Below are 12,139 nucleotides of genomic sequence, written 5' to 3'. Positions count from 1 at the left end.
GGGAAGGTTTGGCCGCACGCTATAACGGGCTGGTCCGTAATGTCTAGATCGAGAACAGCTCCGCCGCGTTGCGCCACGCGACCCGCTCGGCCGTCAGGCCCGTGAGCCCCGCCGCCGCGACCGCGCCGAACGCCGAGGACGGGTCGATCAGCGTGGCGTCCGTGCCGAACAGCAGCTGCCGGTCGTCCACCGCCGCCACCACCTCGGCGATCCGGCCCGCCGGGGCGTGCGACCAGCACGGCTCCAGGTAGAGCCGGTCGCACCCGCGCGCCGCCTCGATCGCGTAGCGGTGGCCGTCGGCGCCCATGTGCCCGGCGATGACCCGCAGGCCCGGGATGTCCAGGCACACCTGGGCCAGGTCGAGCACCGAGGGCCCCCACGTGTGCACGAGCGCCGGCAGCCCCGCCTCGGCGGCCAGCTCCAGCGCGGCCCGCATGCGCGGCGAGGTCACCGGCGAGCCCGTGTAGTCCGTGTGGATCTTGACGCCGACCCACGGCCCGGTCAGGTCCCGCAGGTCCTCGGCCGCCTCGCGCAGCCGCCGCGGGTTGACCGTGACGTACCCGAGGAGCCGGTCCTGCCCCTCCAGCACCTTCGCCAGCGCCCGGTTGCCCGCCTGCGCGTCGTAGATGACCGCCTCGGTGGCCGACACGATCGCCTTGCCGATGCCGTAGCGGTCCATGGTGGCCAGGCTCGCCCCGGCCACGTCCATGGTGAAGAACCACGGCCCCCAGTGCGCGTGCACGTCGATGATCATGCCAGCAGCCTCCTCGCGTTGCCTCCGGCCACGGCCTCGACCTGGGCCGGGTCCAGCCCGCTCGTCGCCAGCCTGAGCAGCGGCACGATCGGCTCGTAGTGCGGCGCGCGGGTGCCGTGCAGCAGCCGCTCCACGCCCAGCTCGGCGGCGACGGTCTCCAGCGCGTCGGGGGAGTTGAGCAGCCGCGTCGAGGTGTGGAACCCGGGCTCCTCCAGCGCGGCCACCAGGAAGTCGCCCAGGTGGTAGAAGTGCGTGTCGAGGAAGACGACCCGGGCGCCGATCCCGGCGAACGGCTGCCAGAAGCGGCGCACGTCGCCGCCGGTCAGCACCACCAGCCCGAGCTCCGCCGCCCGGCGGGCGACGTGGCGCACCGACGGGAACGACGCGTCCACGCCCTGCTCGTCCGGGAACAGCCGCACCGCCCGCACCCCGGCGCCGGCCAGCCGGTCGAGCTCGCGCCCGGCGCCGAGCGCGTCACGCAGGTCCACGGCGCCCACGGGCAGCCACCGCGGCTCGGCGGCCAGGGCCAGCACCTCGTCGTTGCCCTGCCGTACGTCGAACAGGGCGGCCCGCAGGCTCGCGACCGCGCCGGCGCGGGTGCGGTGGCCGGCCAGGAGCCCGCCCACCGACTCCGGCGTGCCGGGCGGGCCGTCGCGGTCGGGGAAGGCCCCGACGAGCACGTCCACGTCGAGCGTCACCTCCAGGCCGCCGATCAGACTCCAGGCGTCGAACGGTATTGCGGGCTGTTCCTCAATCGTCATGCGCGTCATCATGCCATTGACTAACCACGCTCATATAGTTACGGTCTGGGCCAAAATCACGCACAAATGAACGTGAGGTGGCCGGCGTGCTCCGATCCCTGCTCGTCGTGGTGGCGGGCCTGTTACCCGCCCTCGTCTCTCCCGGGGCCGCCTCCGCCGCCCCCTCCCGCTGCGGCGACCCCGCCGTCACCACCTACGGCCCGGCCTCCGTCACCGCCGCCATCGTCGGCGCCGCCGTGCACGAGGGCCGCGCCTACGTCGTCAGCCGCGGCCCCAAGCCGCCCGTGATCGCCGAGATCGACCTGGCCACCCGCAAGGTCGTCAGGAGCGCCACGCTGCCCGACGGCCCCGCCGACGGCGAGCCCGAGGGCGGCTGGGCCGTCGCCGTGTCCGGCGGCAAGGTCTACGTCGGCACCTACCCCGTCCCCGACCTCTACAGCTTCGACATCGCCACCGGCGAGGTGGCCCACCTGCACTCCTTCGGCAAGGTCGGCGGCTTCGTGTGGAGCCTGGCCGCGGCCCCCGACGGCACGCTGTACGCCGGCACCTCCTCCGACGGGCGGGTGTGGGAGTACGTCCCCGGCACCGGCGCCGTCCGCCGCTACGGCGTGCTGGCCCAGGGCGAGCACTACGTGCGCGCCGTGGCCGCCGACGACCGCTACGTCTACGCGGGCCTGCTGGAGAAGAAGCTGCTCGTGCGGGTCGACCGCGTCAGCGGCGAGGTCACCCGGCTCGCCGAGGCGGGCGCCGCCTTCGGCGTCGTCACCCTCAACGGCGACCGCGTGGTGGCCGCCGCCGGGCCCGAGCTGATCGACGTCCGCAAGGACGGCACCGACCTGCGGCGGGTCACCGTCGAGACCGGGCTGCTCGACGCCCTCACCCCGGCCGCCGACGGCTCCGTCTACGCCGCCTCCCGCCCCGACGGCGCCGTCCACCGCTACCGCACCGGCGACAGCGCGCTCACCCGGGTCGCCGCCCCGCCCTCCTACGGCGACGAGACCCGCCTGCTCCACGTGACCGGCGAGAACGCGGTGCTGTCGTTCGCCGGCAGCGGCGGCCTGTGGGCGCTGGACGGCGGCACCGGCGCGGCCGAGTTCACCGACCTCATCGACGCGGGCATGCCGGCCGGGGCCGAGCGCACCCAGAGCATGGTGCTCGTCCCCGGCCGCGCCGTCTACGCCGGCGGCCACTTCGCCCTCGACATCCGCGACCTGCGCACCGGCGAGCAGCGCCGGATCCGGGTCCCCGGCGAGCCCAAGGCCATGGTCAGGGCGGGGGACAAGGTCTACGCCGCCATGTACCCCACCGGCGAGATCATCTCCGTCGACGTGCGCACCGACGAGGTCCGCAGCCTCGGCTACCTCGGCCAAGACCAGAAGCGGCCCTGGGACATCGAGTACGACCCGCGCACCGGCAAGCTCCTGGTCGCCACCTCGTCGCTGTCGGCGAGCGTCCCCGGCGCGCTGTCGGTCGTCGACCCGCGGACCGGCGCCAAGGACGTGTACGCCGGCGTCATCCCCGGCCAGAACCTCATGAGCCTGGCCCTCGACGAGGAGCGGGGCGTCGTCTACCTGGCCGGCGACGTGTTCGGCACCAGCACGCCGACCGCCTCCGTCGCCGCCTTCGACCTGGCCCGGCGCACCGTCCTCTGGCAGGCCGACCCGATGCCGGGCCACCGTACCTTCCAGGACGTCAAGCTGCACAAGGGCCTGCTGTACGCGTCGTTCAAGCGGGAGTCGGGCGCCTGGATGGCGATGGACCCCGAGACGCGGCAGGTCGTGCGGCAGGGCACGATCTCCGGCTACGGTGAGCTGACCACGCACCGGGGCCGCCTGTTCGCCTCGGTCTTCCGGGGCGGCGGCAACGCCTACGAGCTCGACGCCGGGCGCGGGGCCACGCTGCTGGCCACCGGGCTGGGCGACGAGTGGCACACCAATCCGCAGCTCCACTTCGAGCCCGGCTCCTGGAACGCCTGGGCGATCGTGGGGCGTGACCTGGCCCGCGTCCGGCTAGACCCGCGCTGCCCGCCCTTGACGCTCCCCGTCGGCACGTCGTAGGTTTCGGTCTGTGCCGAAATTGATCGTGGACGCCCACCGGCTGGCCGGTCCCGTGCCGTTCGACGACCTGCCGGTGGACCCGCGGCCCGACCTGGACCGCCTGGGCATCGACCGGGCCCTCGTGACCCACACCCTCAGCCTCTACTCCGACGCCGAGGCGGGCAACGACGCCCTCTTCGCGCTGTCGGACCCCCGGCTCGAACCGGTGCCCGTCGTGGTGCCGGCCGTGCCGGGGGCGTGCACCCCCGCCACGCCCGCCGCCGTGCGGGCGTGGGGGGCGCGCATGGTCCGGCTCTGCCCCGAACGGCACCGGTTCGACCTCACCGGCCCGATCGCGCTCCGCTGGCTCGCCGCCCTCCGCGACGGCGCTTCGGAGGGTGACGCCGGTCCTGGACGGCCGCCCGTCGTCGCCGTCGACCTCGACGAGACCAGCCCCGCCCAGCTCCGCACCCTCGCCGACCGGCTGCCCGGCCAGCGGATCCTCGTGCTGAACCCCGGCTACCGCCGCCTGCGCGCGCTGGCCGAGCTCATGGCCGAGGCGCCGGACGTCTGGGTGGAGATCGGCACCGTCAACACCCAGGGCGGCGTGGAATGGCTGGCCGAACGGTTCGGCGCCGAGCGGCTGGTGTTCGGCACCGGCGCCCCGGTCGCCGACGACTGCGGCCCGCGCTTCCTGCTCGACCACCTCGACCTCACGCCGCACGAGACCGACCTGATCGCCGCCGGGTCCCTCGCCGCGCTGCTCGGAGACCGCCGATGATCCTCGACGCGCACGGCCACGTCGGCGCCTGGCCCGACTTCCTCATCCCCGACCCCACCGCCGAGGGCCTGGTCGCCACCATGGACCGGCTCGGCGTCACCGCCGTGGGCATCAGCCACCTGCTCGCCGTCGGCCCCGACGCCGAACGCGGCAACCGGCTCGCCCAGGAGGTCGCCGCCCGCCACCCCGGCCGGTTCGGCGTCTGGCAGGTCTACAACCCCCACCACCGCACCCCGCTGGTCACCGACGGCGTGTGGGGCGTCAAGCTGCACCCCGACGTCCACCAGTGCCGCCTCGACGACCCCCGCTACGAGCCCGTCTGGCGGCTCGGCCTGCCGGTGCTCGCCCACGGCCAGACCGACTCGCCGTGGAGCGACCCCGCCCAGTTCGCCACCGTCGCCGCCCGGCACCCGGACGTGCCGCTCCTCATGGGCCACACCGGGCTGTGGCCGAACGGCTTCGCCCGCGCCGCCCGCCTGGTGGCGGACCACCCCAGCGTCCACCTGGAGGTGTGCGGCTCCAAGTCGACCGGCCGCTGGATCGCCCGCCTGGTGGAGCTGGCCGGGGCCGGACGTGTCGTGTTCGGCACCGACGCCTGCTTCCTCGACATGCGCCTCGGCTTCGGCCGCCTGGCGCTCGCCCCGCTGTCCGACGCCGACCGCGCCCTCGTCCAGGGCGGCAACCTGGCCCGCCTGCTCGGGAAGGGACTCCCATGACACTCGCCCTGCACGGCGGCACCCCCGTGCGCGCCACCCCGTGGCCCGCCTGGCCGCCGCCCCTCGACGCCGCCCAGCGCGAGCTCGTCACCGGCGTGCTGGACAGCGGCCTGTGGGGCGCCACCCAGGGCGGCTCCCACGTCGCCGACCTCACCGCCGCGTTCGCCCGCGCCGCCGGCGTCCCGTACGGGGTCGCCGTCGGCAACGCGACGCTGGGCCTGTTCGCCGCGCTCAAGGGCCTGGGCGTGGGCCGGGGCGACGAGGTGATCGTGCCCGCCTACACGTTCGTCGCCTCGGCCACGGCGGTGCTGCTCGCGGGCGCCGTCCCGGTGATCGCGGACGTCGACCCGGAGCACCTGCACCTGTGCCCGCGCGCCGTGGCCGGGGCCGTGACGCCGCGCACCGCCGCCGTCATGCCGGTCCACCTGGCCGGCAGCCCCGCCGCCATGGACGAGCTCGCCGCCGTGGCCGCCCGCCACGGCCTCGCGGTCGTCGAGGACGCCGCCCAGGCCCACGGCGCCGCCTACCGTGACCGCCCGGTCGGCGGGCTCGGCGACGCCGGCGTCTTCAGCTTCCAGTCCAGCAAGGCGATGACCGCGGGGGAGGGCGGGATGATCGTCTGCCGGGACGAGAGCGCGTACGAGGCCGTCTGGTCGGTGTGCAACGTCGGCCGCCGGCTCGGCGGCCAGTGGTACGGCCACCCGTCGGTGGGCTGGAACCTGCGGCTCACCGAGATCCAGGCCGCGCTCCTGCTGCCGTGGCTGGACCGCCTCGACGGCGAGCTGGCCCGCCGCGACGCGTTCTGCGCGGCGCTCACGGCCGAGCTGGCGCACCTGCCGGTGAGCGCCGTGCCCGCGCCGGAGGGGACCACGCGCGACTCGCGGCACCTGCTCATGCTGCGCGTCGAGGCTCCGGTGGACCGGGACTTCCTGCTGGCCGCCATGGCCGCCGAAGGGGTGCCGCTGGACGCCGGCTACCCGCCGCTGGGCGGCATGGACGCGCTCACCGCCGAGGGGGCGCGCGCCGAGCCGTGCCCGGCCGCCGAGCAGGCCGCCCGCGACGTGGTGTGGGTGCGCCAGTCGATGCTCATGGACGATCCGGCCCGCGCCTCCGACATCGCCGAGGCGCTGGCCAAGGTGCTGTCGGCCTAGATTCCCCCGCTCCTGCGCTTGCTCAGTTCAACTTACTAAGTTTTACTGAATACATGGCACGCAGGACGCAGGAGCTCGGCCGCTTCACGGATGTGGCGCTGCTGGTGCTCATCAGCCTGGCCGAAGGCCAGAAGCACGGCTATCGCATGATCCACGACATCGAGGAGTTCTCCGGGACCGCACTCGAACCCGGCACGCTCTACGGCGCGCTGATGCGGCTGGAGGAACGCGGCTGGATCGAGGCGGTCGCCTCCGCCGAGCGCCGCAAGCCGTACCGGATCACCGAGGACGGCCGCGACGCGCTGCGCGAGCAGCTCGCCACGCTGCGCCGGGTCGAGCGGACCGGCGTCAGGCGCGCCGGGCTCGCCTGGGGGGCGTCATGATGCGGGCGATCGCGCTGGCGGTGCTCGCGCTCTATCCGAAGGTGTGGCGCGACCGTTACGGCGAGGAGGTCGCCGACCTGGTCCGCTCCCGGCCCGCGCGGCCGCGCACGGTGCTCGACCTGGCGCGGGGAGCGGCCGACGCGTGGGCGCACCGCCGCCGCCTGCCCGGCGCCGCGCCCCCGCGCGTCCGGGCCGCCGGGCTGCCCGTCGTGCTGACCGCTGTGCTGGCCGCCGGCGGGGCGTTTCTGTGGCTCCTGTGGAACCCGGGCCTGCGCGACCAGGCCGGCCTGCACGGGGTGTGGGCCGCGGCGGCGGCCGGCGGGTTCGCCGCCGGGCTGCCGGACGCGGCGCGCTGGCTGTTCGCGGCGGCGGGCGTCCAGGCGGTGCTCGCGGCGCTGCCGCTCGTGCTGGCCTCCCGGGCGGTCATGACGTCCCCCGGCCAGGGTCAGGTCGCGCGGCTGACGGCGGGACGGGTGCTCGTGACGGCGGTGCTGGTGGCGGTGCCCGTGGCGCTGTTCGGCCACCTCTTCCACGGCGCGGCCTTCGCCCGTGACGGCTACCCGGCCGGCCCGCTCGGCGAGGCGATGGCGGGCGGCTTCCTCGTCCCCGTGGTGCTGGCGCTGGTGCTGCCGCTGCCCGCGATCGCCGCCCCCGTCCCGGCGCTGGCGGCCGTGGTGCGCACGTGCGGCGCCTCGCTCGCGGTGGCGGCCATCCTCAACGCGCTGGCCTGGCTGCCGGTCGCGGCCCTGATGGCGCTGGGCCTGGCGAAGGCGCCGGGGGCGTTCGCGGCGGCGGTGTCGGCGGGCGCGCTGGTCAGCGTCGCGATGGGCGCGCTGGTGGCGGTGATCGCGCTCGGGCACCGCCGGGCCGTGCCGGAGCTCCAGGAGATCTATATTCGGCCCCAACCGTAACCGGAGTATTGACGGGAAAACCGTTCCTTCCTAGGTTTCGGTCATGACCTTAATCAAGCGAGCGTTCGCCGCCGCCGTGGCCGCCGTGGTGCTGGCCGCGCCGGCCGCCCCCGCGCACGCCGATGACCGGCTCACCGACCTGGGGGTGCCGCTGCAGGACGTGCTGCTTCTCGGCGGCACCGTCGCCCCCGGACCCGGCGGCACGCCCGTGCTCTGGGCCGCCTCCTCCGGGGCCCCGGCCCATCTCAACGCCGTCGACCCCGCCACCGGCGCCGAGGTGACCCGGCTCGACCTGCCCGGCGCCGCCGGAGCCTGGGCGGTGGACGCCACGCCCGACGGCAGCGTCTACGCCGGCACCTACGGCGACGGCCGCCTCTACCGCTGGACCCCCGGCGGCGGCGTCACGGACCTGGGCCGCCCGATCGCCTCGGAGAACTTCATCTGGTCCGTGGCCGCCGGAGAGGGCGCCACCGTCTACGGCGGCACCTACCCGGGCGGACGCCTGTTCGCCTACGACCCTGCCACCGGCGTGCGCGACTACGGCAAGCTGTCGCCGTCCCACTCCTACGTCCGCAGCGTCTCCTACGCCGACGGCAAGATCTACGCGGGCACCGAGAACCCTGCCGCCCTGTTCGAGATCGACGCCGCATCCGGCGCGGTCCGCCGGCTGCCGGCCCCGCCCGGCATCGACCTGACGGACCGGTGGGCGTACGACGTCGACGTGGAGGCCGGCTACCTGTACGTCCGGCTCGGCAGCGCGTTCCCGGCGCCGCTGCACGTGTGGGACATCGCGGCGGGCGCCTGGGTGGACGCGCTGGAGACGGCCCACGGCCTCGACGTGTCGCCGCCCGACGACGAAGGCAGGGTCTACTTTGTAAAGGCGGGCGAACTGGTCAGGTACGACCCGCGTACCAAAACCGTCACGCCGACGGGGATGCCGTTCGTCGGCCGGGTGGCCAACACGCGCGGCATCGGCTGGGCCGAGCTGGGCCTGCCCGACTACCCGGGCAAGAGCCTGGTGGGCCTGCTGTGGCGCGGCATGATGTTCCGCTACAACCCGCAGACCGGGGCCAAGTCGTTCGTCCAGTCCGGCATCAAGGGCGAGCCGATCGACGTCACCGCCATCGCCGACGGCCCCGACGGGCGCGTCTACACCGGCGGCTTCCTCAATGGCGGCTTCGCCGCCCTGGACCCGGGCACCGGCGAGAGGGAGGAGTTCCACACCTTCTCCCAGACCGAGGCGCTGGCCACGCACCGGGGCAAGCTCTACGTCGGCGCCTACCCGGACGCCCGCCTCTACGCCTACGACCCCGCGCTGCCCTGGAACAGCCCCGAGTACTCGCCCAGCCCCGAGCCCGGCCCCGCGCCGAACCCGGCCAGGCTCGCGGACTTCGCCGCCGACAAGCAGATCAGGCCCCGCGCCCTGACCTCCGCCGGTAAGTACCTGGCCGTCGGCACCATGCCCGACCTGGGGCACCTCGGCGGCGTCCTGGCCCTGTGGGACCCGGAGACCGGCGCGCTCAAGCACGCCGAGCGCGACGTGGTCAAGGACCAGAGCATCGTCTCGCTCGCCTACCGCGACGGCGTCCTGTACGGCGGCACCTCCATCTACAGCGGCCAGTCGGCGACCGAGCCCACCCAGCCGGAGGCCAAGCTGTTCGCCTGGTCGGTCAGGCACGACAAGCTGCTGTGGGAGATCGTCCCGGCCCCCGGCAAGCCCGCGATCCCGGCGCTGACCTTCGACGACCGCGGCCGCCTGTGGGGCATCGCGGGCGGCGAGGTGTTCGGCGTGAACGTCCACGCGCGCAAGGTGGTCGACCGCCTGACGCTCTCCGCCAGCTCCAGCTCCGGCGGCCAGCTCGCCTTCAACCCCGCGGACAGGCTCCTGTACGGGGCGCACGCGGGCAAGGAGGCGTTCACCCTCGACCCGAGGACGCTGGCGCGGGCCGTGATCAAGCAGGGGCCGGTGCACCACCTGGCGGTGCACCGGTCGGGAGACGTGTACTTCGCCGAGGGTCCGAAGCTGTTCCGCTACCGGCCCTGAGCCTAGGATCGATCCCGGACCCAGCCTGCCGGGAGGACCGCCGTTGGACGTCGTCCCCTTCGACAGCGCGCCGGCCGAGCCCGCGGGCCGGCGCCGCCACTTCCGGACGGAATGAGGAGGCGCGATGCACGCCACGGGACCGTCGCGGATCATCGCGGTGCGGCACGGCGAGAGCGAGGCCAACCTGGCCTACCGGGAGGCCGGTGACGAGCCGCTGGTCTACGGGCGGGGCGACGACGAGGTCACGCTGACGCCGCACGGCAGGGAGCAGGCCGCGGCGCTCGGCGCGCTGCTGGCCGCGCTGCCGGAGGAGGAGGCGCCCGACCTGGTCCGCTGCTCGCCCTTCCGGCGGGCGCTCGACACCTGGGAGATCGCGCGCCGGGTGTGGGGCGCCGATCCGCCGGTGACGGTGGACGAGCGGCTGCGCGACCGCGGTAGGGGAGAGCTGGGCCGCTACAACGAGGCGGCGATCGCGCTGCGCCGCCCGGAGGAGCTGGCCCGGCTGCGGGCCGAGGGCGAATACCGTTATCGGCCGCCCGGCGGGGAGTCGTTCGGCGACGTGGCCGCCCGCGTCCGTGACTTCCTGGCGGGCCTGCGCGGGCGGGCCGACGGGCGGCGGGTGCTGATCGTGGCGCACGACGCGGTGGTGCTGGCGCTGCGCCACGTCATCGCCGAGGCGCCCGACGCCGATCTGGCGGAGCTGGACGCGTTCACGCCGATCCGCAACGGCTCGGTCTCCACCTGGCACACGGTCGGCGGCCGGCTGACGCTGCGTGACTTCAACGCCGGGGGCCACCTGTAGGGGTCAGGTGGTGACGATCTCGTCGGCGCGCTCCCGGGTGCCGTCGGCGGCGAACCACGCCTCCTCCTTGGCGAACCACGTCCGCCAGCTCGGCTCCAGGTGGGCGCCGTCGCGCGCCAGCACCCGGCGCAGCCGGACGTCCTCGTCGGCCTCGACCCAGACGGTGAAGGCGAGCAGGTGGGCGGCCGACGCCCTGGCGGTGCCGACGCCCTCGATGATCAGCGTGGGGGCGACCGGCACCACGATCCGCCCGGTGTAGGCGGCCCGTACCCAGTCGTAGCGCCGGAAGGCGCCGGGGCGGCCCTGGCCGAGCGGGCGCAGGACCTGCTCGTCGAGGGCGGCGAACCAGGTTTCGGGGCCGTCGTCCCAGTGCACGGGGAAGTCGTCGCTGTGCACCACCTGGCAGCCGAGCGCGGCGGCGAGCGCGCCGGCGAACGTGGTCTTGCCGGAGCCGGCCGGACCGTCGACGGCGACGACGCGGACCGGGCCGCACGACGGTGGGCGTTCGAGGACGCGCCGGGCCAGGGATTCCACGCACTCAGGGTAGGAGGAGACTGGAGTGCGGAGGCGAGGAGATATGCTTCCGCTTCCGAACCGGCTGGAGGTTGATCTTGCGCGGACCCCTGGGTGACATCGTCGTGCTCGACCTTTCCAGGGCCCTCGCGGGCCCGCACGCCGCGCAGATGCTCGGCGACCTGGGCGCCAGGGTCATCAAGGTGGAGCACCCCGACGGGGGAGACGAGTCGCGGGGGTGGGGACCGCCCTTCGTCGGCCCGGACGAGGAAATTTCGACATATTTCCTGGCGGCGAATCGTAACAAGCAGTCCATCGCCGTGGATTTGAAGTCCGACGCGGGCAGAGACCTGGTCGAACGGCTGGTCCGCCGCAGCGACGTGCTGGTGGAGAACTTCCGCACCGGGGTGCTCGACCGGCTGGGCCTGCCGGTCGAGCGGCTGCACGAGCTCAACCCTCGCCTGGTCGTCCTGTCCATCACCGGGTTCGGGCACGACGGCCCCGAGGGCGGCCGGCCGGGATACGACCAGATCGCGCAGGGGGAGGCTGGGCTGATGTCGCTGACCGGGCCGCCCGGGGAGCCCCACCGCGTGGGCGCCTCGGTGGCCGACCTGCTGGCGGGCATCCACGGCGCGTACGGAGTGGTCGCCGCCCTGTACGAGCGCGAGCGCACCGGCCGGGGCCGGGTCGTGCGGACGTCGCTGCTGGCGGCGGTCACCGGCGTGCACTCCTACCATGGCACCGCTTGGACCGTCGGCGGGCGGGTGCCCGCGGCGGGCGGCAACCACCACGCCACGATCGCCCCCTACGGAGCCTTCCGCTGCGCCGACGGCATGCTGCAGATCGCCGCGGCGAACGACGGCCAGTGGAAGAAGGTCGCCGCGCTACTCGACATTGACCCTGATATGGCGAAATATGCGACCAACAGGGACCGATTCGCGCACCGGGATGAGCTGATCGCCGACATGGAGAAGGCCCTGGCCGCCCACGACCGCGCCCACTGGCTGGCCAGGCTGGGAGAGGCCGGCGTGCCCGCGGGCGCGATCCGGTCCATCGACGAGGTCTACGCCTGGGAGCAGACCCGCTCGCAGGGCCTCGTGGTGGAGGTCGACCACCCGGTGCTCGGCCCCATCGAGCTGCCGGGGCCGCCGCTGCGCTTCGACGGCCTCGACGGCGTGAGACACACGCCGCCCCCGGCCCTCGGCCAGGACGGCGACGCGGTGCTGCGCTGGCTCACGGAGCTCGAAGAGCGGGAGCGATGACGGCGATCCGGCGGCACCGCACGAG

The 12,139-nt window shown here is 74.6% G+C and carries 12 protein-coding genes; 9 read left to right on the top strand and 3 right to left on the bottom strand.

The window, feature by feature from the left end; all coding sequences use genetic code 11:
* Window positions 1–43: 43 nt before the first annotated feature.
* Window positions 44–754 (bottom strand): amidohydrolase family protein, encoded by a 711-nt coding sequence (locus ACWDXC_RS10070; protein ID WP_449980191.1) that lies wholly within the window; start codon window positions 752–754, stop codon window positions 44–46.
* Entirely contained in the window at window positions 751–1,515 is a 765-nt protein-coding gene (locus ACWDXC_RS10065; RefSeq protein ID WP_449980189.1) for an amidohydrolase family protein, read from the bottom strand. Before ACWDXC_RS10065 ends, ACWDXC_RS10070 begins: the two co-directional genes overlap by 4 nt.
* 86 nt (window positions 1,516–1,601) lie before the next feature.
* Here ACWDXC_RS10065 and ACWDXC_RS10060 point away from each other — a divergent pair, with 86 nt between their 5' ends.
* The 8 genes from ACWDXC_RS10060 to ACWDXC_RS10025 all read left to right on the top strand — a co-directional run bounded on the left by ACWDXC_RS10060 (window position 1,602) and on the right by ACWDXC_RS10025 (window position 10,339).
* Window positions 1,602–3,572, top strand: coding sequence for an outer membrane protein assembly factor BamB family protein (locus tag ACWDXC_RS10060; protein WP_449980187.1), 1,971 nt, complete (start codon window positions 1,602–1,604; stop codon window positions 3,570–3,572).
* Window positions 3,573–3,582: 10 nt separating this feature from the next.
* Window positions 3,583–4,332, top strand: a complete 750-nt coding sequence (locus tag ACWDXC_RS10055; protein ID WP_449980185.1) for an amidohydrolase family protein — start codon at window positions 3,583–3,585, stop codon at window positions 4,330–4,332.
* Window positions 4,329–5,048 (top strand): amidohydrolase family protein, encoded by a 720-nt coding sequence (locus ACWDXC_RS10050; RefSeq protein ID WP_449980183.1) that lies wholly within the window; start codon window positions 4,329–4,331, stop codon window positions 5,046–5,048. Before ACWDXC_RS10055 ends, ACWDXC_RS10050 begins: the two co-directional genes overlap by 4 nt.
* Complete coding sequence (locus ACWDXC_RS10045; RefSeq protein WP_449980180.1) at window positions 5,045–6,199, top strand: DegT/DnrJ/EryC1/StrS family aminotransferase; 1,155 nt, start codon at window positions 5,045–5,047, stop codon at window positions 6,197–6,199. The genes ACWDXC_RS10050 and ACWDXC_RS10045 overlap by 4 nt, the downstream gene beginning before the upstream one ends.
* A gap of 53 nt (window positions 6,200–6,252) precedes the next feature.
* Window positions 6,253–6,582, top strand: a complete 330-nt coding sequence (locus tag ACWDXC_RS10040) for a PadR family transcriptional regulator (RefSeq protein WP_449980177.1) — start codon at window positions 6,253–6,255, stop codon at window positions 6,580–6,582.
* Entirely contained in the window at window positions 6,579–7,493 is a 915-nt protein-coding gene (locus tag ACWDXC_RS10035) for a hypothetical protein (protein ID WP_449980175.1), read from the top strand. The genes ACWDXC_RS10040 and ACWDXC_RS10035 overlap by 4 nt, the downstream gene beginning before the upstream one ends.
* A 43-nt stretch (window positions 7,494–7,536) precedes the next feature.
* Entirely contained in the window at window positions 7,537–9,537 is a 2,001-nt protein-coding gene (locus tag ACWDXC_RS10030) for an outer membrane protein assembly factor BamB family protein (RefSeq protein WP_449980173.1), read from the top strand.
* Between the two features lie 124 nt (window positions 9,538–9,661).
* Window positions 9,662–10,339 (top strand): histidine phosphatase family protein, encoded by a 678-nt coding sequence (locus ACWDXC_RS10025; RefSeq protein ID WP_449980170.1) that lies wholly within the window; start codon window positions 9,662–9,664, stop codon window positions 10,337–10,339.
* A 3-nt stretch (window positions 10,340–10,342) separates the two neighbouring features.
* Here ACWDXC_RS10025 and ACWDXC_RS10020 read toward each other — a convergent pair whose 3' ends face one another.
* Complete coding sequence (locus ACWDXC_RS10020) at window positions 10,343–10,873, bottom strand: uridine kinase family protein (protein WP_449980168.1); 531 nt, start codon at window positions 10,871–10,873, stop codon at window positions 10,343–10,345.
* A gap of 77 nt (window positions 10,874–10,950) precedes the next feature.
* On the opposite strand from ACWDXC_RS10020, the gene ACWDXC_RS10015 reads away from it, so the two are divergent.
* Window positions 10,951–12,114: a CaiB/BaiF CoA transferase family protein gene (locus tag ACWDXC_RS10015; protein ID WP_449980165.1), complete on the top strand. Its 1,164-nt coding sequence runs from the start codon at window positions 10,951–10,953 to the stop codon at window positions 12,112–12,114.
* Window positions 12,115–12,139 lie beyond the last annotated feature (25 nt).

The organism is Nonomuraea sp. NPDC003214, from assembly GCF_053590035.1.
This window is presented reverse-complemented; position numbering and strand designations above follow the sequence as displayed.